The sequence below is a fragment of the Streptomyces sp. NPDC007945 genome (genome assembly GCF_042958885.1).
GTDB lineage: Bacteria > Actinomycetota > Actinomycetes > Streptomycetales > Streptomycetaceae > Streptomyces.
Window position 1 is genome coordinate 396,755 of the sequence record NZ_JBIBJV010000002.1, and the last position, 19,960, is coordinate 416,714.

A 19,960-nucleotide genomic window follows, 5' to 3' on the forward strand; every position below is an offset into this window, starting at 1 on the left:
TCGAGATGGCGCCCAAGTGGCGGGAGCTGGCAGACAAGCTGGCTGAGCAGATCCGGAGGGGTGAGTACGAGCCCGGTCAACGGTTGCCGCAGATCAGGGACTTGGTCGAGGCGGGAGAGGGCTCTAAGGCCACGGTCCACGCCGCCTACAAGGCACTGGAGTCCGAAGGGCTTGTCACCTCTTCCCGGGGCCACGGGACCGTCGTCCGCGAACGCGTACCGCTCAAGCGGCTCGGCATCGCCCGGTACGACAAGGCCAAATGGCGTGACGGAGACGAAGTCGCCTTCATCGCGGATCGCGTCGCCTCAGGCCGGGCGTACCGCAGGAACGAGCAGACTCAGACCGTCAGCCTTGTCGAGGCGCCGCCAGTCGTGGCGTCCGCCCACGGCCTGGAGCCGGGCGCACCGGTCTACGCACGGGCCCGGCTCGTCAAGGAAGGCGACCAGCCGACGCATTCGCTGACCAGCTATTACCGCCCCGAGCACGTCGAGGGCACCCGCTTGGTCGACCCGACTCCGGGGCCGGCGGGCAGGGGTGGCGGGTTCCGCGTTCTCTACGACGCCGGATACGAGATCGACCACATGAAGGAATCCCTGTTCGCCCGCGTTCCGACGGCGGAGGAAGCGCGGATGCTTCAGCTTCCCCCCGGCGAACCCGTGGTCGAGCTCCACCGCACGACGTACACGGCCGCCGGCACAGTGGTCGAGTTCGCGATCGGGGTACACGCAGCTTCGCGCTTCGCGTGGGAGTACGACTTCAAGGTGCCCGACTCGGCACAGCTCCAGGAGGACCAGCAGTGATCTCGACGCAGGACTGGGCTGACACACGGCTCCTCTGGGAGTACCACCAGATGGGGCACGTCCCCCGGCCCTGCTCGGTGGCGATCGGCCTCGGCAGCCACGACCTCGGCGTAGCCGACACCGCAGTCGACCTGTACCGGCGTGGCCTGGCTCCCCTTCTCGTCTTCACCGGAGCCACCAGCCCCACGACACGGGAGCGCATGCCCCGCGGCGAAGCCGTCCACTACCGCGAGCGGGCCCTCGAACTCGGCGTCCCGGCATCGGCCGTGCTCGTGGAACCACGTGCTCGGAACACCGGGGAGAACATCCGGTTCTCGCGGGACCTCCTCTCCGAGGCCGGCGTCGAGGTGTCCTCCGTCCTGCTGATCAGCAAGCCGTACGAGGAGCGCCGCGCTTACGCCACAGCCAAGAAGGTGTGGCCCGATGTCGAGATCGTGAGCGCCTCAAGCCCGATGACGCTCCAGGGCTACGTCGACTCGATCGGTGACCCCCGCTTGGTGATCGACATGCTGGTAGGCGCCCTGCAGCGGCTCCTCATCTACCCGGAGCAGGGATTCATGATCAGCCAGCCGGTGCCGGCAGAGGTGGCCGCGGCGTATGAACGTCTGCGCGACGCCGGATTCACCAGCCGCCTTCTCCGCGACGATCAGGGTCAGCCCCTCAGCCAGACCCGGCGGTGACGAGCCACCGCATAGACGGCCTCGACCTGTTCAGCGGTGAGACGCCCGGCCAGTGGCCCCAGCGCGGCTATCTCCCGCTCTTGACAGACGCGGACCGCGCTCTGAGGGTTCGACTGATGCAGGGACTCCACGCCCACGAAGACCAGCATGGGCTCGACCGACACGGCGAAGTCGCAGTACCGCTGAAGGGCTCGCCGAACGAAGTCCGCCTCGGTCCTGCTCGCGGCAGCGTAGGGGCGAGGAGGGCCCCCGTTCACCTTGACCATCGTGTCGCCCACCCAGACCGTCGCCCCGCGGTGGGTCTTGGTGTTGATCGTGAACACCCCGCCCGGCCCGATCAGCAAATGGTCGATGTCTCCGCCGTTGCCCTTCTGGATCCCGTGCAGCGCGTACCAGCCCGAACGGGATAAGCGAGCGAGCTCCCGACCGACCTTCTTCTCTCCCTTGAGCCCGGTGTAGAAGCTGTCCCACTCCGAAGGTTGCCGCAGCAGTTTCGAACGGAGTCGCTGCACAGCGGACGGCCCCCGCTCAGCCATGAGCCCGATGAGCCGAGCGCCCGGCAGGTTTCTGGCGAGATCTTCGCTGGGGGTGAGGGGCGGGAGAGAGGCCGGCGGCGCCGCACGGTGTGGAGGAGGGAGTACCTGGCGTGGTGCAGCGGCAGGCGAAGCCGAGGTTGCCGAACCAGCCGTGTCGACAGTGAGCCCATCGCCAAGTTGCGCCCGAAGCAGGGCCAGTGCTTCCTCCTGATACTGCCTCACCTTGATCGTCACGGCTCCGGTCGCGCGATCCGCCCAGGCCACCGCAGTCCCGTTCGGGAGATTCACGTACAGCCGATCCCTGCCGTGCCGCTTCCACGACTTCACCGTGAGACCACTACTCACCCGTCGCCCCCCCTGCAGACAGATCCCCATGCCTATGGCAGCACCTGCCGACTACGCCCACAAGAGCGCCCGTTCCTGGGGAGCTGTTACAGGTTTCTCTACCTCATCAAGCACCCGGCTGCGCTCCGCTCCGCCGGGCGGGCTTCCCGGCTCCGCTCGGGGCGCCGCTCCTGCCTTCGGCCCGCTCCGCCCCCGCTGCGCCGACGCCCGCCCCTGCAAGACGGGATAGGCCCAAGAGCATGAGTCCGAGCCCCAACGGCCGCCGGTTCCTCAGGTTACCGACATGCCTCCGGCGGGGGCGCTCAGGCTCCGGGATGGGAGGGGCCCGCGGGCGGGTGCCGGCCGGTGGGGTGTAGCGGTGGGGAACTCCCATCCCGCCTGCCGTCGACCCAGGCAGAGCCGAGCAGACACGGCACCGGGCGTCCAGGTCGTTCGTCCAGCGGGGCGCTCCACCTGGACGCCCGGCACCGCGCCTGCTCCACGGTGTGTGGGTCGACGGCAGACGGGATGGGAGTCTGAGGGGACGCTTGAGGCGCGTAACCACCCTCGATAGAAAGCGTGGTTACAAAGCGTCAGCAGGCAGCAAACAGGGAATTCATTAATGATCCTCATGGAGCACAAGGTACATCGCCTGGAAAAGCTGCTCCCGAGCCTCTATGAGATCACCCTGCGGAAAAACCCAGTTATCGCTGTAGTCAGAATCTCTACCTTCCTGAAGAAGGCCAGCCCAGGTATGCAGCGTTTGATACATTCCACTGGCAGCTTTCAGGAATTCTTTAATGTGCGGATCAAGCTCCTTAGGCCCCTCCAGGCGAAGAATGAAAACACGCGTCCGGATTGAATCGAGTGCAGATGTTACCGCTTCCGCCTCCTCTGAACTGAAATTAGAAATGACCCTACCTTGCTCGTCATACTGGTCGGACAGAAAGGATCCACACCTATCGACAGCGTCCTCATACCTCTCGCAAGCGATCAACATTTCAGCAAAAGTATCGCGCCTGAGCTGCCACTTAGTCTGCTCTCTGGCAGCCTCGGCAGATTTCTCGACTTGCTGTAGTAGGGCTACAGCCTGCTTGGATGCACTGTCGTACGCCTTGGCCGATTGCCGCAACACCCCATAGAGGGCGAACAGGCCAACTAGGACAGCTCCGGCGGTCGATATGGCGCCGTTGAGCAGTGTGAACTTCCACTCTTCCATGCTGGAATCTTCGACGAGACGTTGCCACTCTGTCAGGAGATTCTGAGTTTTAGGCCTGAGTAGCACGAGGCCCCTCCGGCATGGACCATGCCCTATAGCAAGAAGACAGACATGCCAGCCGCCTCATCTCTCTTGCCGCGTCTGGCCCGTCCCATTGTCAGCGGGATCCGCTACCTTCAGGTCAGGGCGATCGTCCGGAAGCTGCAGCAGGGGGGCGCATGGGTGGGCAGTTGCGTGTTGGCCAGGTCTATCGGTACGCCACGGGGAAGGACCCAGGGCCTGTCGAGCTGGAGGGATACCCCAACTTTCATCACGTGACCCATTCCCTCGGTTTGCCACGAGCGCTGCTAGAGGCAGGCATCAACGGCATGCGTAAGGTGCCCACGCCGAACGGGGAACGGCGACCAGTGATCCTCGTACGGTCAAGCCCGTGGAAGGCCGGGACCGAGCAGACCCCCTGGCACGACGTGTTCGACATGGACAACGGGCACGTTCGCTACTTTGGCGACCACAAGCCCACAACCCAAGCTGAGCCGGGCAAGACCATCGGGAATGCCGCTCTGCTCGATGCCTTCGCGGGACATCAGGGGCACACGCCTGAGGAACGAGCTGTCGCCGTCCCCTTGTTGCTCTTCCGGGCCGTGTCGCGCAGCGGGAGGGTGAAGGGACACGTCGAGTTCTGCGGACTCGGCATCATCGAGCGGGCCGAACGGCTGGTGCAGTGGGGTGGCAGTGACCACACCACATTCACTAATTACGTCTACGACATCGCCCTGCTCGATCTCGCCGACGAGGATGACAAGGTCTCTTGGGAGTGGATCCACGCCCGCAGGAACAAGGATCTAAGCGACGCGGAGACGCTCGCGCTAGCTCCGCGGGCGTGGCGGGAGTGGGCCAAGAACGGCAGCTCCGAGCTTCCACGTCTCCGCCGGAGGGTCGCGCGCGCCAAGGTGACCAAGGTGCCCGAGCAGCGGCCGAAGCCGGGTACGCCCGAGGCCAAGGACCTGGAGCTGATCTACAAGTACTTCGACGGGCGCAAACACGACTTCGAGGCCGTGGCCTCCGCGGTCGCCGCGCGCGTTCTACGGGGTGCCGGGAACAGCTACCTCGAAGGCTGGTTGACCCAGCGGTCCGGTGACGGAGGGGCTGACTTCGTCGGCAGGCTCGACATCGGCAGCGGACTCGCCGGCACCAGCCTCGTCGTCCTCGGTCAGGCGAAGTGCGTCCGGCTCGACCACGTTGTCTCCGCCGACCAGATTGCTCGTGTCGTAGCCCGCCTCCGTCGTGGCTGGATCGGCGTCTATGTGACGACGGGGGCCTACTCCGTGCCGGCGCAAACAGAGATGGTCGAGGACCAATACCCGATCGTTCTGGTAAACGGGCTGGACCTGGCGCGGGAGCTCAGGAGCATGGCCCGGGACGATCATGGCGGAGATCTCGAAGCCTGCATCGAACACATACTGCGTGTCCGCGAGACCGCGGTCACCAACCGCCGACCGGAGGAAATCCTGCTGGAGTAGGTACCGGGGCAGCGCGGCCTATTTGTGGACCAGGTGACCTCGTACAGCCCGCTGCAAGCCGGTGAGCTGCCGATATACCCCTAGCTCACGCGGCCTCCGGAGCCGTGTGCGCAGGTTCGAATCCTGCCGGGGGCACTCCAGCTCGGACAGCGTGATCAAGCCGCTGACCTGCTGAAGTGCCGAAGATGAAGGGTCGGCCTCAGTCTCACTGAGTCCGGCCCTTCGTCGTTGTCTGTCACCGGTCACGCGTGAGTGGTGCGTGAGGCGCGATCGCGTCCGAAAGCCCCTCCTCGGGCGCAAGACCACCGATAGCCTCGCCGAAGATCGAGCTATCGACTGGCCAGTGACTTGGGGGAACGGTGCCGGCAAGGGTCACCCAGAGCAGAAGGATCGAGCGGGCGGGAGTTAACGCTCTACGCACACTCCTCGAAGATCACGATCAGATCGTCCAGGAGATCGACGGCGGCAACGACTACGGGGAAGACCTGTTCGTCATGCTCACCAAGGACGGCGAGCGAACTGGTGTCGCGATCGCCATCCAGGTGAAGAGCGGCGACAAGTACAAGCGGGCGCATGGTTACGCGATCCCTGTCGACGGACATGCGAACGACTGGAAGAACGGCCTGCTGCCTGTCCTGGGCGTCGTGTTCGACGTAGCGACAAGGAAGTTGTTCTGGGCGAACCTCACAGAGTGCCTTGAGTCTTCTGAGGAGGCGCCCAGCTGGATCGCAGTACCGCGGGAGCAGGAACTGAACGAGGACACGATCCAGTCGTTCCTGGCCCTGACCCACAAGTTCGTTGAGGCTCGTTCACAAGGACGCATCGAAGAGTCATCACTGCACGTCACTCGGCTGTCAGGAACCTTCAGCGCCTCCCCCCGGTTCGTAGGTCGGAAGCAAGAGCAGCAGGCGATCAGGGACATGCTGACCACCGCCGGGGGACGTCGAGTCCTGGTCTCAGGGATGGCCGGTGTCGGCAAGACGTCCTTGGTGGACCAAGTGGTCAGGCACCACGATGTGTCTACGGTGTTCTCTGGCGGCGTGATCGTCGCAGACATGCACGGGTTCTCGGCGCATCGCACGCGCATGGCCCGCCCCGGAATCGCGTATGGACCTCTCCTGTCAGTTCTTGGTGTGCCGGGTGACGAGATCCCGCGTACCGCAGAAGGTCAGGCTGCGCTCTACCACCGAACGCTCGACGCCCTCGACGCCTCTGGCAACCCGGTGTTGATGGTGTTCGACAACGTAGCCGAGCTCTCTCAGGTCGCCGAATTGCTCCCCAGGGGAGAGGCCCATGGCGCGGTACTGACCTCTCGTAGCAGGTTGGGAGTGCTTGAAGGAATCGAGAGGATCAACCTCGACTGTCTCAGCCCGGAGGAGTCAGGCGTCCTGCTCACTCAGATCTTGGGGTCAGGGGATCAGCGTCTCCACACCCCCGGCCCGATCCGCGATCTGTGCACCCTGTGTGGCCATCTTCCGCTGGCGCTTAGCATCTCGGCAGCGATCCTGAAAGACGACGCCGACCTCACGATCGACGATCTACTGGCCGAACTGAGCGAAGAGAAGAGCCGGCTCGATGTCCTGCACTTTGGGGACACCGCCGTAAGGGCAGCCCTTCAGGTCTCGCTCACTCGCCTCGATCGCGCCATGAGGGATCCCTTTTGCCGACTCTCCATCCATCCGGGCAGCGAGATGTCGGAACAGGCAGCTTCGGCAGTTCTCGGAGTATCTGTCCCACAGACTCGCTCACTCCTGCGCCGGCTCAGTCATGCCAGCCTCATCTCCCGCGGCTCCGCCGCCTCGCGATGGCGGATGCATGATCTTGTCCATCTATTCGCTGCCGAGCAGTGTGAAACAACGATCTCTGCCAGTGATCGCCAACAAGCCTTCAGCCGCCTAACCGAGGTGTATTGCCAGGCTTCACTAAACGCAGACCTCACGCTGCGCGGCACCCCCGAAGGGAATCCGCCACAGTTCCATTCGACTACCGAAGCCCTGAACTGGCTTGATCTAGAGTGCGCAAATCTGCAGGCTTCAGCGCGGGCCGCTCGCGACATCGATCTAACCGGACAGGCTTACGCTATTTCGATGCACCTCATCGTCTACCTCGACCTAAGGGGGCGCGTCGCCGAAGGCCTTCAGTCGGCGCAAATCGCCTACGAGGCGGCACGCAAAGAGCGTGACGCCGAACGGCAGGTCAGAGCTCTCAATAACATTGGAATCAACCTCACCTCCCAGGGCAGGCTGGAAGACGCCATTCGAACCCTCAAAAAGGCAGCCGCCATTGCAGAAAGGATCGGTTTCCTGGATGGGCAATGTGACGCAGCAGTCAGCCTTGGCGCGGCAGTTCGCCAACACGTCAGCCCTAGAGCGGCTATCCCGATCTTGATCGAAGCCGTGAAACTCTCAAGAGAGAATCGAGACCCAAACGATATCGGGGCGTCTCTAACCAACCTTGGCTCTGCATACCGCGAATCCGGCCTCCTGCACCAGGCAGTGGCAGCTCTCAGCTCATCAATTCCATACCATCGCGCCTCGGGAAACCGGAGACAGGAAGCATCCGCACACGCCGGGCTGGGGGTAGCCCTCGGCCAGCTAGGCCAGCAAGAGAAATCCGAAGAGTGTTTCCAGGAGGCATTTACCGCATACAGGGAAGTGCAGGATGAAGCAGGAATCCATCTCAACTACATGAACTTGGCGCATACGCAACTCAAATCCGGAAAAATCAAGGAGGCGCGAGGCTCCCTACATCGAGCACTCCGATTTTTCCAGAGCACCTCACGTCATCATTTCGAGGCTAATTCACTCGGGCTGCTAGGGGCTGCGGAGTGGATGTCGGGAGACACCGATCAAGCAAAGACATACTACGAGGAAGCCATTCGAATCTTTCGCAGAATCGGGCTGAAAGAAAGCGAACGAGAGATGAAGGCCGCACTACGTGAAATGCTGAGCGGCCGACCCAGTTAGCCCTAGGTGTATTAATCCACAGCGTTGTAAGGATGCTCCGCTCCGCCGGGCGGGCTTCCGGCTCCGCCGGGGCGCCGCTCCTGCCGTCGGCCCGCTGCGCTGACGCCCGCCCCTGCAAGACGGGAGAGGCCCCAAGGCATGAGCCCGAGCCGACGGCCGCCGGTTCCCCAAGGTCACCGACATGCCTCCGGCGGGGGCGCTCGGGCTCCGGGATGGGAGGGGCCCGCCGGCGGTTGCCGACCGGTGGGGTGTAGCGGTGGGGACTCCCGTCCCGTCTGCCGTCGCCCCAGACAGAGCCGAGCAGACACGGTGAATGGGTCGACGGCAGACGGGACGGGAGTTGAGGTCGGTGTCGGCAAGGCGCCGCCGTCAGAGCGGTGCGCAGGATGCGTCAGCCGTGGGCGCGGGTGCACGCTTCCGCAGCGACGCTCTGCCTCACCCGAATCGCGACCAGGTCGGCAATGCAACCCGGGTTAGGGATCCAAAACATCCCGCCGCGCAGAGCCTGCTTTGAGCAGGCGTTGTACACCTTAGGGCCCACCACGTATCCATTACTCTTCACGTAGTTGATGCAGCCGGAGTACATAGCTGACGCCGGCGTAGCCGCCGCAATGGGGCCGAGGGTTGCAAAAGCGGCCACTCCCATAGCCGCAGCGACTCGTCCAGCCTTAAACGATTTCACCAGAATCCTTTTTGTTGAGCTTCGGGCGTTTGATGAACCCGAAGATGATCACACAGCAAGGCGGCCGTCGAATGCTGTGGGGCCAACTTTGGCTAGAAGTCATCGCTGATCCGCCCCCAAGCGCACATCAACGTCACGGCTGGGCCAACAAGGCCCCGGTCCCTGCTTTCCAATCTGTCGACCATGCCCAGCCCTCGGGCCAACACCCTCGCCAGCACCGCGGCCCCTGGCTACCCCCGGTACGTAGGCCGGCACCACAGCTGAAAAGCGTGCGCGGCCAACACCCCGAGGCACTGATAGACGGCGGGCAAAGACCGTGCCAGATCCGTGCCAGATCGTGCGGGGAACCACGGGGAACGACGGACGTGATCGGGCTGTGGGGCGTGGCTCAGCTCCCGCTACACCTGGGCAGGTCAGGTGTAGCCCCACCCTCCCTCTCTCCTAAAGCGGTGGGTTCCTGGATACAAAATTGAGACGTATCGGCCGGTTCCTGATCCCCTCTGCGCATGGGGCGCTGCGGTGGAGTCACCAGAAGAGGAGCGGTCTGTCGGAATCGCGCTGAATGGAACGGGTTATGTCATCTGCATGGTGGGGGCTGGGGTGCCCGCGCGCCGAGACTTCGCACCCAAGTCGTACGCCACGGACGCCCGCGTCGACTGCAAGAGCGGGGGCAGCCTCCTCGGCGCAGGGGGCAACTACGGAGACTGTGGTCGATCATGGTGAGCTGGTTCGAGTGGCTTTGGAGTAGAACTGTCGGTTGTGAGACGACCCAGCAAGCCCAACTGCGGCAGCACAGGGCACCCGATACGGCAGAGGGGTAGAAGCGGTTCGGGCAAGACTCCCCTCAGCCGATGCGCACCCGTAGGCCCTGCGCCGAGCATAGCCCCGTGACCTGGGGAAACGAGCAAGCTCATCACGGCCTCGGGAGCCGTATGCGCAGGTTCGCATCCTGCCCGGGCGCTTCGGGAGAACGGCCAAGAGACCCCGCTCGCAGCGCAAGCTGTCGGCGGGGTCTCCTTGTTTCACGTGTCTTCGCTTGTCCACCGTAAGCGCCCGGCGAGAGTGCCGGGCGGCTTCTCGGAGGGCTAGTTGACGTTGACCGCCTTCCAGGCGGCGTTGACGGCGTTGTATTCGGGGGAGGTGGCGCCGTAGAGGTCCGAGGCCGCGGAGAGGGTGGCGGTGCGGGCGCCGGTGTAGGTGGTGGAGGAGGTCATGTAGGTGGTGAGGGCCTTGTACCAGATCCGGTAGGCCTTCTCGCGGCCTATGCCGGTGAGGGTGGAGTTGTCGTACGTCGGGGAGCTGTGGGTGACTCCGTTGATCGTCTTGGTGCCGCTGCCCTCGGCCAGGAGGTAGAAGAAGTGGTTGGCCGGGCCCGAGGAGTAGTGGACGTCGAGGCGGCCGAGGCTGCTGGACCAGTAGTCGGCGGAGTTGCCGTCCTTGCTGGGCTTGTCCATGTAGCGGAGCGGCGTGCCGTTGCCGCGGATGTCGATCTTCTCGCCGATGAGGTAGTCGCCGGCGTCGGTCGCGTTGTTCGCGTAGAACTCGACCGAGGTGCCGAGGATGTCGGAGGTGGCCTCGTTGAGGCCGCCGGACTCCTTGCTGTAGCGGAGGTTCGCCGTGGAGGCCGTGAGGCCGTGGGTCATCTCGTGGCCGGCGACGTCGAGGGAGGTCAGCGGCTTGGCGTTGCCGGCGCCGTCGCCGTACGTCATGCAGAAGCAGGAGTCGGACCAGAAGGCGTTGACGTACGCGTTGCCGTAGTGGACGCGGGAGTAGGCGGCGACGCCGTCGCCACGGATGCCGTTGCGGCCGAGCTCGTTCTTGTAGAAGTCCCAGGTGACGGCCGCGCCGTAGTGGGCGTCGGCGGCGGCGGTCTCGCGGTTGCTCGCGAGGCCGTTGCCCCAGGTGTCGGTGGAGTTGGTGAAGAGGGTGCCGGTGCCGCTCGTGGCGCCCTTGAGGTCGTACGTCTTGTGGCCGCCGCGGGCGGCGTCGGTGAGGGTGAAGCCGGCGGAGGTGCCGAGGGTGACCTGGCCGCTGTACTGGGTGTTGCCGACGCCCGTCTCGATCGCCTCGTAGGAGTGGAGCTCCTTGCCGGTGGCAGCGTCCGTGACGACGTGGCGCTCGCTCGGCGTGCCGTCGTGCTGGAGGCCCTTCTCGACGGTCTCCCAGGCGAGGACCGGCTTGCCGTCGGCCGCCCAGATCACCTTGCGGGCGCCCTCGCGGGTCCTGTCCCCGGCCGTGGTCGTGGTCGGGACCGCGATGCGGGCCTTCGTCGCCTTGGTGGTGGTGCGGGTGCCGTTCTTCTTGTGGTGGACGACGAGGTCGCCGCCGAGGACCGGGAGGCCTTCGTAGGTCCGCTCGTAGCGGGTGTGGACGGTGCCGTCCGCGTCCTTGACGACATCGCGGGCGACCAGGGCCTCCCGGGCGGAGAGGCCGATCGCCTTCGCCGTCTCGGGGGCCGAGGCCTGGGCCTGGCGGATCGCGGCCGCGCGCTGCGGGGCGCTGAGGACGACGGCGGTGGCCGCCGCCTCGGTGCCGGTCTCGTTGACGACCGTGGCTCCGGCCGTTCCGGTCTGGACGCCGACGACGACCATGGCGGCCGTGGCGACGAGGGCGGCGGTGCGGACGGCGGTCCGGCGGTGCGAGGACTGCTGGCGGATCACGCGGGCTCCTTCGCTGAAACGCGTGGGGGTCATGTGGGGGGTGACGCGGAGGGGAGCGTGCCAGCCAGAACGGGTTTTTGACAGGTATGCAACAAGAATTTGACCATCTGTTGTCCGAAGGACGACGAGAGCTGTCCGCTATGCGGCATGCCGAACGGGCCCCCTCGGAGGAGAGGGGGCCCGTTCAGTGAGGCCGGCTGGAGGGCCTTCAGGGGTAGGGCAAACGCCTTGTGTAGAGGGATTGGTGACGAGAAGTCAGGCACTCTTCCGCTTCGGTGCGGCCGCCTTCTTGGGTGCGGTCTTCTTCGCCGTCGCCTTCCCGGACGAGGACGAGGAGGATGGCGATGAGGATGAGGACCTCTTCGCCGTCGCGGCCTTCTTCGTCGCCGTCTTCTCGGACGCGGTCTTCTTCGCCGTCGTCGCCGCCTTCTTCTCGGACGCGGCCTTCTTCGCCGTCGTCGCCTTCCTGGCCGGCGCGGTTCTCTTGGTCGGCGTCGCCTCCTCGTCCGGCGCCGCCTCCTCCGACGCCTTCCCTTCCGGCGCCTTCTTCGCCGGGCGGCTCTTGATGTCCGTGACCTCCGCCGGCTCGCCCCGGGCCTCCTTCGCCTCGCGGACGCTCTTCTCCAGGGCCGCCATCAGGTCGATCACCTGACCGCCGCCGCCCTCCTCGCCCGGTTCCGGGGGCGCCACGCCCTCGCCGCCCGCCGCCTTCGCCGCGATCATCTCCTCGACCGCCTCGCGGTAGTCGTCGTGGAGGCTGCTGATGTCGACCTCGCCGAGGGTGGCCATCAAGGCGTCCGCCAGATCGAGTTCGGCGTCACGGACCGTCACCGGCGACTCGGGGGCGACGCCCTCCGGTGCGCGGATCTCATCGGGCCAGAGCAGCCCGTGCATGGCGATGACGTCGTCCACCACCCGCAGCATGCCCAGGCGTTCGCGGCCCCGCAGGGCGAACTTCGCCACCGCCACCTTGTCGCTGCGCTTCAGCGCCTCGCGCAGGAGGGTGTACGGCTTGGCGGCCGGCACGCCGTTGGCGGAGAGGTAGTACGCGGCGTCCATCTGGAGCGGGTCGATGTCACCCGCCGGGACGAAGGCGACGATCTCGATCGTCTTGGCCGTGGGCAGCGGCAGCGAGGCCAGGTCCTCGTCCGTGATCGGGATCATGGTCCCGTCGGCGTCCTCGTACGCCTTGCCGATCTCGGCCGGCGCGACCTCCTCGCCGTCCAGCTCGCACACCTTCCGATAGCGGATCCGGCCCCCGTCCTCGACGTGGATCTGCCGGAAGGAGACGGAACGGCTCTCGGTGGCGTTCACGAGCTTGATCGGGATGCTGACGAGCCCGAAGGATATGGCGCCGTTCCAGATCGATCGCACGGTTCATCCCCTTCGTACCGATATGACGGGAAACATGGGAGTCTCATCGTATGACGCCCATCACAGAGGTGGCGGGGCGCCGCATCACGCTCAGTAACCTCGGCAAGGTCATCCACCCGGCCACCGGCACCACCAAGGGCGAGCTGCTGCACTACTACGCCACCGTCGAGGCCGTGATCCTGCCGCATCTGCGCGACCGGCCCGTCTCCTTCCTGCGCTATCCGGACGGACCCGGGGGCCAGCTCTTCTTCACCAAGAATCCGCCGCCCGGTACGCCCGCCTGGGTGGCCACCACCCCCGTGCCGCGCACCGAGGACCCGCGGGCCCGGCAGGTGATGATCCAGGACCTGCCGTCGCTGGTGTGGGCGTCGAACCTGGTCCCGGAGTTCCACACCCCGCAGTGGCGGGCCTCCTCCCCCGCCGTCGCCGACCGGCTCGTGCTCGACCTCGACCCGGGGGCGCCCGCGACGGTCGTCGAGTGCTGCCGGGTCGCGCTCCACCTGCGGGAGCGGCTCGCCGCGGACGGCCTGGAGGCCTTCGCCAAGACCTCCGGCGCGAAGGGGCTCCACCTGCTCGTCCCGGTGGTGCCGACGCCTTCCGAGACGGTCTCGGCCTACGCGAAGCGGCTCGCCGTCGAGGCGGAGGCGGAGCTGCCGCGGCTCGTCACGCACCGGATGACGAAGGCCCTGCGCCCCGGGAAGGTCTTCGTCGACCACAGCCAGAACGCCGCCGCCAAGACCACCGCCACCCCCTACACCCTCCGCGCCCGCGCCCGGCCCACCGTCTCCGCGCCGATCACCTGGGAGGAGATCGAGGCCTGCGCCGCCCCCGACGACCTCGTCTTCGTGATGGGCGACATCGCGCCACGTCTGGAGCGGTACGGAGAGCTGCTCGGGCCCCTCTTCGACGCCGGACGGGCGGGGGAGGTGCCGTGAGCGTCACGGGCGGGGAGGGCGGCGACCGCCCGGAGGGCGTCGTGGGCCGCGGCGGAAGCGGGGCCGCGGGCCGCGACGGAGCCGGAAGGCGAGGCGGGGGCCGAAGCGGAGGCCGAAGCGGAAGCGGAGGCGGGAGTGACGGCCGGGGTGGGGGCGGGAGCGACGGCCGGGGTGCGGACGGGCGGGACGGTCGGGGTGCGGACGGGGTCGCCCGCCGTGGTGGCGAGGGCGCCCATCGAGGTGGCGGAAGCGGCCGTCGTGGTGGCGGGAGCGCCCGTCGTGGTGGCGGGAGCGGCCGCAGCGGCGGGGTCGCCCGGCGAGGCGGCGGGGCGGTGGCCGATGACCGGAGTGGTGACGGCCACGCCGACGGCGGGGTCGTGCTCGTGCCGCCCGTGGACGTCATGCGGCCGCGGTCCGCCGACGCGATCCCCCCGCAGGCACCGGCGCCGCGGGAGCTCCAGTACTCCCTCAAGCTCGACGGGTTCCGGGCGCTCGCCTTCGTCCTGGAGGGCGGGCGGGTGGTGCTCCAGTCGCGGTCCCGGCGCGACCTCTCCCCCGAGTTCCCGGACATCGCGGCGGCGCTGGCCGGGCAATTGCCGCCCGGGCTCGTGCTCGACGGCGAGCTGTGCGCGTACCGCGAGGGGCGGATCAGCTTCACCGACCTGCTGCGCTCGCACGCCGACCGGGTACGGGGCCGGGTGCCGGTCTCGTACATCGCCTTCGACCTGCTCGCCGTGCCCGGCCGGGACGTCCGGGCACTGCCCCTGCGCGACCGCTGGGAGCTGCTCGGTACGGCGCTGAGCGAGGCGGACCCGCCGCTCCAGCGGGTGCTGGCGACCGAGGACGAGGAGACGGCGCACGGCTGGTTCCGCGACCTGCGGGAGGCGGGCGTGGAGGGGATCGTCGCCAAGCGCCTGGACTCGGCGTACCGCTCCGGCTCCACCTGGTCCTGGCGGAAGGTCCGGCACGCGGACACGGTGGACGCCCAGCTGATCGGGCTCGTCGGGCCGGCCGACCGGCCCCGGGCGCTGCTCGTGCGGCTCGCGGACGGGCGCACCCTGACGACCACGCCCCGGCTCACCCCGGCGCAGGCCCGGGAGGTCGCCACCGCGGTCGCCGCGAGCGGTGGCGGCGTGACGGCGGAGACGGATCCCGAGCACGGGCCGGTGCTGCGGATCGCCCGGCCGGCGACGGTGGAGCTGCGGCAGGTGGCGGGACGGCACGGGACTCCGGCGTTCGTACGGTTCCGGGGGGAGGGGGTGTGACCCGGGAGGGGACCCGACGGGACGTGCCCCACCGGGAGGGATCCGAACCCCGACCCCGACCCCGACCCCGACCCCGGCCCCGGCCCCGGCCCCCAACAGCGACTCACCGACCTCCCCGAACCCCCGCCTAGAAGCGCAATCCAAGGAATCTCGCGTGTGACACGAAGGCTCTGCTTTGCGTCACCTCGCCGCACGCGCGCGTGCCCGCCGGAGCCGTTCGGTCGCCGCGCGGAACCCGCACGACGTCCCCTCGCGCCCCTTGCGCGTGCCGAACGCCCTCGACCGGCCCACGCGCGCGTACAGCGCGTCACCACCGCCCCCGCGCTTGTACCGTCCGTCACCCCGGATTCACGCGCGCACCGTCCGCAACGGCCGGACCACGGCGTGTACATGGCGCAAACCGAGCGCAACGTCAGCCCCCGGAACGGTGCGTGACGTCTGTTCGGCTTCGTTGTCCTTCCCTTGGTGCACACTTGCTCCCTGGTAGCGCACACGGGGAAGGCGGCCTGGCCATGCTGACGGGGATCGAGGAGGTCGACTGGGCGTCGTTGGGGCACGCCTACGGCCCGGCGGACGACGTGCCGGAGCTGCTGCGCGGTCTCGCCTCGCCCGACCCCGCGGAGCGCGAGGCGGCCCTCGACGGCATGTACGGCACGGTCCACCACCAGGGCGACGTCTACGACTCCACCCTCGCCTGCATCCCCTTCCTCCTGGAACTCGTCGCCGACCCCGCCGTGCAGGACCGCGGCGCCATCGTCGAACTCCTCACCAGTATCGGCGGGATCGAGCTCGACGACGAGGACGACGACCTCGACGGGCCGGCGGGACCGGGGCCGGGCGACGCCGAGTTCGTCCCGGCCGCCAACTTCGCGATGGCCGCCGCCGCCGTCGCCGCCGGCGCCGACGTCTTCCTCGGGCTGCTCGACGGCCCCGATCCCGAGGCGCGGCTGGCCGCGCCCGTGGCGCTGGCGTCGCTGCACCCGGACCCGGCGCTCGTCCTGACCCTGCTGCGGGAGCGGCTCACCACGGAGCCGGACACGGAGGTGCGGCTGGCGCTGGTCGCCGCGGTGGGGCGGATCGCGCTGCGGCACGCCTCGCTCCGCGCGGAGACCGTCGACTGGCTGGCGTGGCTGGCGCGCGCGGCGCAGGACCCGGGGCTGCGGCTCGCGGCCCTGGCGCAGCTCGCGCGCTGCGCGCCGGGGCGGATCCCGCAGGACATCGTGCGGTGGGTGACCGAGCTCCTGGAGGAGATCCGGACGGCGCCGCGCCCGGAGCCCGAGGACATGGGCTGCGAGGCGGGGGCCGCGCGGATGCCGGCGACCCTGGTCGGCCACGTGCGGGAACTCCTGGAGGACCAGGTGGCGGGGCGGCGGACGCCGTGGACGGAGGAGTTGCTGCGCACCCTGCACGGCGCGCTCGACGACCGGGTGGACGACCGGATCGCGCTGATCCTGGCGCAGTTGCGCAGCCCCGACCCGGGGCAGCGGTCGGACGCGATCTGGCTGTGCGGGGGGCTGATACGGCTCTGGCGCGGGCGGTACGAGGAGGTCGTGGCGCTCGTCGGCGCGCAGCTCGCCGATCCGGACGCCCGGCTGCGGGACGCGGCCACCTCCTTCCTGGAGCGTCTCTTCGAACTGGGCGCCCCGGCCGCCGACGCGCTCGCGGCCGCCCTCGCGGCCCGGCCCGCGGGGGCGGCGATCGCCCCCGGCGGGCTCGGGCGGTCGACGGGCCGGACCGGGCGGGACGGCGCGCTGCTCGCCCTCGCGCGGTCCGGTGACAGTCGGGCGGTGCCGCTGCTCGCGCGGGCGCTCGAAGGGCCGGGCGAGGTGCGGCGCGAGCTGCTGTACACGCTCGGTGGGCTCGGTCCGGCGGCGGTGGGCCTCGCGCCGCTGCTGCGGCGGCGGCTCGCGGCGGTGGAGCTGGACGAGGACCTGTACGACCGGGCCGGCCCGCTGCTGCACGCGCTGGCCGCGGTGCGCGGCAGCCAGGCGCTGCCGGAGGTGCTGCGGGTGCTGCGCGGGGCGCCGGAGTACCGGCGGGAGTGCGTGCGGGAGGCGGCGGCGCGGACCCTCGGCTCGTTCGGGCCCGCGGCCCGGGAGGCCGTACCGGAGCTGCGGGGCCTGCTCGGCTCGGGCACGGCGGCGGTCTCGGCCGCGGCGGCGCGCGCCCTGTGGGCGGTCGAGGGTGACGCGGACGCGGTGGTGCCGGTCCTGCTGCGCTGGCTGCGGCCCGGCTCCTCGGGGACGGACCGGTGCGCGGCGGCCCAGGCCCTGGGGGCGATCGGCCCGGCGGCGGCCGAGGCGGCGCGGGCACTGCGGCCCGGTCTGACGTCCCGGGACCTGTGGGAGCGGGTGCGGTGCGCGACGGCGCTGTGGCGGGTGTCCGGGGAGACGGAGCGGACGCTTCCGGTGCTGCTCGCGGCCTGGGAGGAGAACCGGCACGCGCGCGTGGAGATCGTGGAGTGCTTCGCCGAGATGGGCCCGGCCGCGTCGGCGGCACAGCTGCCGATCCTCACCGAGCTGACCCGGCGCCGGCGGCACAACGCCCGGGAGGGTGCCTCCGGCAGTCACGACGTCCACCACGACGAGAAGCTCCTGACTCTCTGCCGGGCCGCCCTGTCCCGCATGGAGCTGCGGGGCCTCCGGGAGAACCAGGGGAACCGGGGGAACCAGGACCGCTGAGCGGGCTGGGGAGCAGGGGCGGCCAGGGGCGGCGACGGGCGGTTCCGTCGTGACCGACGGTGGGGCCCTGCCGACGCTCCCGAACCACAACCGACAATGACGCTAATGGCGACAAACGATCGATAAAGGACAATCCTTATCGTTCAGTGCACTATCCGTGCATCAACGGTCGCCGTCCGTCGTTCGAGGAGCAGCGTGAGACCCCGTACCGCCCGCCTCGCCGCCGTCCTCGCGCTTGCCGCCCTTCCGGTGCTCGCCGGGTGCGCCGGGCAGGGCGGGCTCGTGAGCGACGGGCCGGCGGAGGTGGCGGAGGGGCCCGTACGGCTCTGGCCCGACCTGCCGCCCGCCTCGGATCCGCCCGTCGACTACGGCGAGACCGACACCGAGCGGGTGCCGGGGATCACCGTGCGGGGGGCCGACGTGCGGACCGTCGACCCGGTCGCGGTGGTGCGGGCCGAGGTGGCGGCGCACCCCGACACGTACACCGGGGCGGACGGGCTGTACGAGGAGACCTCCCGGGCGGTGCTCGCCTGCGGCACCGCGCCGGCCAAGTGCCCGGTGCTCCCGCCGTACTACCGGGACCTCACGGGGAACGGCCGGGAGGAGCTGATCGTCGGGATCCGGCTGCCGGAGCAGCAGGTCGCCGTGCGGGTGTACCTCGCCGAGGACGGCGGCCTCACCCGGGTCATGTCGACGGTGGAGCAGGTGGTCGGCGTGGAGCTGGCCGGGCGCGACCTGATCGTGCGGGCCGTGTCCGCGGGGATCCCGGGGTACGAGTACCGCACCGCCTGGTCGTGGGACGAGCGGCAGCACAGCATGCTGCCGGCCCGGGACGAGATCGTCCCCGTACGAGGGGGCGGCGCCTCGGACCCGCCGCGTACGGCACCGGGAACGCCCCGCCCGTCGCCACCGGTCTCCCCGGAGGCGGCCTCCCGCGGCTCGGGGGCCGCGTCGTGACGCCGCGCCGTGCGCGCCGGCCCCGCCCGCCCGCCTGGACCGCGACGCTCACCTGGAAGGCCGCCGTCTTCATCGCCGTGATGTGCTGCGCGCTCGCCGCCCTGCTCGGCACCCTCGTGCACGTCTCCGTGACCGGGCAGACCGTGCGGGACGCTCGGGAGAAGGCACTGTCGCGGCTGGCCGGGGTCACCCGGGCGTACGAGGCGGGCGAGCCGCTGCCGCCGTTCGCCGGGCTCGACCCGGCCGGGCTGCCGGAGCCGCTGCGGCGGCTGACCGCGCGGGGCGAGCGCGGCACGATGATCACCGATCACGAGGGCCGGCCGACGATGTGGGCGGCGGGCCCGGCGGACGGTCACGCGCTCGCGGTCCGCGTCGACCACAGCGTGGGCGCCGGGACGATCGACGCGCTCGACCGGTCGATCGTCGGCTCCTCCGTCCTGGCCATCGCGGCCACCCTGGCCGTCGGCGTCGCCGCCGTCACCCGGGTCACCCGACGGCTCCACGCCACCGCGCAGGTGGCCCGCCGGATCACCGCCGGGGACCTGGACGCGCGGGTGGACGACCCCCGGACGAAGGACCCGAAGCGCCCGCAGGACGAGGTGGCGACGGTCTCCGGAGCCCTCGACACGATGGCCTCCTCGCTGCAGCGCAAGCTGCAGAGCGAGCAGCGGTTCACCGCGGACGTGGCCCATGAGCTGCGCACCCCGCTGACCGGCCTGTCGGCCGCCGCCGAGCTGCTGCCGGAGGGCAGGCCGGCGGAGCTCGTACGGGACCGGGTGCGGGCGATGCGCGGGCTGACCGAGGACCTGCTGGAGATCTCCCGGCTCGACGCCCGCAACGAGACGGTCGACCTGGCCGTGCACGAACTCGGGCCGGTGGTGGAGCGGTCGGTGCGCGCCTCGGGCACGGCGACGGAGGTGCGGATCGTGCGGGACGCGACGGTGGAGACGGACCGGCGGCGCCTCGAACGGGTCCTCGGCAACCTGGTCGCCAACGCCCACCATCACGGCCGGCCGCCGGTGGTGGTGACCGTGGACGGGGCGACGGTGGCGGTGCGGGACCACGGGCCCGGCTATCCGGAGTACCTCCTGAGCTCCGGCCCGCAGCGCTTCCGCACCGAGAGCGGCGGCAAGGGGCACGGCCTGGGCCTGACGATCGCGGCCGGGCAGGCGGAGGTGATCGGCGCGGAGCTGGTCTTCGAGAACGTCCCGGACGGCGGCGGCGCGGAGGCCCGGATCCGGCTGCCGGAGTACGTACGGTTCGCGACGGACGACGACCCGGAGACGTGACCCCACCGGAGGCACGAACGAAACGACCCGGAGACGTGACCCCGCCGGAGCCATGAGCAAAACGCCCGGGAG

The 19,960-nt window shown here is 69.2% G+C and carries 13 protein-coding genes and 2 tRNA genes; 11 read left to right on the top strand and 4 right to left on the bottom strand.

Annotated features, from left to right (window positions below; genetic code table 11):
* Positions 1–5: 5 nt before the first annotated feature.
* Both ACFZCF_RS07095 and ACFZCF_RS07100 read left to right on the top strand, forming a co-directional pair.
* Complete coding sequence (locus tag ACFZCF_RS07095; protein WP_391285173.1) at positions 6–800, top strand: UTRA domain-containing protein; 795 nt, start codon at positions 6–8, stop codon at positions 798–800.
* Complete coding sequence (locus ACFZCF_RS07100; RefSeq protein WP_391285175.1) at positions 797–1,480, top strand: ElyC/SanA/YdcF family protein; 684 nt, start codon at positions 797–799, stop codon at positions 1,478–1,480. The genes ACFZCF_RS07095 and ACFZCF_RS07100 overlap by 4 nt, the downstream gene beginning before the upstream one ends.
* Here ACFZCF_RS07100 and ACFZCF_RS07105 read toward each other — a convergent pair.
* Both ACFZCF_RS07105 and ACFZCF_RS07110 read right to left on the bottom strand, forming a co-directional pair.
* Complete coding sequence (locus tag ACFZCF_RS07105) at positions 1,453–2,250, bottom strand: NERD domain-containing protein (RefSeq protein WP_391285177.1); 798 nt, start codon at positions 2,248–2,250, stop codon at positions 1,453–1,455. The two genes, ACFZCF_RS07100 and ACFZCF_RS07105, sit on opposite strands and share 28 nt — an antisense overlap.
* A gap of 709 nt (positions 2,251–2,959) precedes the next feature.
* On the bottom strand, positions 2,960–3,559 hold the full coding sequence (locus ACFZCF_RS07110; protein ID WP_391285179.1) for a hypothetical protein: 600 nt from the start codon (positions 3,557–3,559) through the stop codon (positions 2,960–2,962).
* A 314-nt stretch (positions 3,560–3,873) separates the two neighbouring features.
* Between ACFZCF_RS07110 and ACFZCF_RS07115 the strand changes: the two genes are divergently transcribed.
* From ACFZCF_RS07115 to ACFZCF_RS07130, 4 genes are all read left to right on the top strand, one after another.
* Entirely contained in the window at positions 3,874–5,079 is a 1,206-nt protein-coding gene (locus tag ACFZCF_RS07115) for a restriction endonuclease (RefSeq protein ID WP_391285181.1), read from the top strand.
* 57 nt (positions 5,080–5,136) lie between these two features.
* Positions 5,137–5,214, top strand: a tRNA-Arg gene (locus ACFZCF_RS07120).
* A gap of 224 nt (positions 5,215–5,438) precedes the next feature.
* Complete coding sequence (locus ACFZCF_RS07125) at positions 5,439–8,045, top strand: tetratricopeptide repeat protein (protein WP_391285183.1); 2,607 nt, start codon at positions 5,439–5,441, stop codon at positions 8,043–8,045.
* 1,552 nt (positions 8,046–9,597) lie between these two features.
* A tRNA-Pro gene (locus tag ACFZCF_RS07130) sits at positions 9,598–9,689 on the top strand.
* A 123-nt stretch (positions 9,690–9,812) separates the two neighbouring features.
* Here ACFZCF_RS07130 and ACFZCF_RS07135 read toward each other — a convergent pair.
* Together ACFZCF_RS07135 and ACFZCF_RS07140 are read right to left on the bottom strand one after the other, a co-directional pair.
* A complete protein-coding gene (locus ACFZCF_RS07135; RefSeq protein WP_391285185.1) occupies positions 9,813–11,420 on the bottom strand; it encodes a M4 family metallopeptidase in 1,608 nt (535 codons plus the stop codon).
* A gap of 222 nt (positions 11,421–11,642) precedes the next feature.
* Entirely contained in the window at positions 11,643–12,761 is a 1,119-nt protein-coding gene (locus ACFZCF_RS07140; RefSeq protein ID WP_391285187.1) for a Ku protein, read from the bottom strand.
* A gap of 50 nt (positions 12,762–12,811) precedes the next feature.
* On the opposite strand from ACFZCF_RS07140, the gene ligD reads away from it, so the two are divergent.
* The 5 genes from ligD to ACFZCF_RS07165 all read left to right on the top strand — a co-directional run bounded on the left by ligD (position 12,812) and on the right by ACFZCF_RS07165 (position 19,888).
* Positions 12,812–13,696, top strand: coding sequence for a non-homologous end-joining DNA ligase (ligD, locus tag ACFZCF_RS07145; protein ID WP_391285189.1), 885 nt, complete (start codon positions 12,812–12,814; stop codon positions 13,694–13,696).
* 332 nt (positions 13,697–14,028) lie between these two features.
* Positions 14,029–14,961, top strand: coding sequence for a DNA ligase (locus tag ACFZCF_RS07150; RefSeq protein ID WP_391285191.1), 933 nt, complete (start codon positions 14,029–14,031; stop codon positions 14,959–14,961).
* 512 nt (positions 14,962–15,473) lie between these two features.
* Complete coding sequence (locus ACFZCF_RS07155; RefSeq protein ID WP_391285193.1) at positions 15,474–17,642, top strand: HEAT repeat domain-containing protein; 2,169 nt, start codon at positions 15,474–15,476, stop codon at positions 17,640–17,642.
* Between the two features lie 195 nt (positions 17,643–17,837).
* Positions 17,838–18,599 (top strand): hypothetical protein, encoded by a 762-nt coding sequence (locus ACFZCF_RS07160; RefSeq protein ID WP_391285195.1) that lies wholly within the window; start codon positions 17,838–17,840, stop codon positions 18,597–18,599.
* Positions 18,596–19,888 (top strand): ATP-binding protein, encoded by a 1,293-nt coding sequence (locus ACFZCF_RS07165; RefSeq protein ID WP_391285197.1) that lies wholly within the window; start codon positions 18,596–18,598, stop codon positions 19,886–19,888. Before ACFZCF_RS07160 ends, ACFZCF_RS07165 begins: the two co-directional genes overlap by 4 nt.
* Positions 19,889–19,960 lie beyond the last annotated feature (72 nt).

Coding starts and splice junctions, on each gene's coding strand:
- ligD (WP_391285189.1), top strand. CDS start 12,812: ATGACGCCCATCACAGAGGTGGCGGGGCGCCGCATCACGCTCAGTAAC.
- ACFZCF_RS07095 (WP_391285173.1), top strand. CDS start 6: ATGGCGCCCAAGTGGCGGGAGCTGGCAGACAAGCTGGCTGAGCAGATC.
- ACFZCF_RS07110 (WP_391285179.1), bottom strand. CDS start 3,559: ATGGAAGAGTGGAAGTTCACACTGCTCAACGGCGCCATATCGACCGCC.
- ACFZCF_RS07155 (WP_391285193.1), top strand. CDS start 15,474: ATGCTGACGGGGATCGAGGAGGTCGACTGGGCGTCGTTGGGGCACGCC.
- ACFZCF_RS07135 (WP_391285185.1), bottom strand. CDS start 11,420: ATGACCCCCACGCGTTTCAGCGAAGGAGCCCGCGTGATCCGCCAGCAG.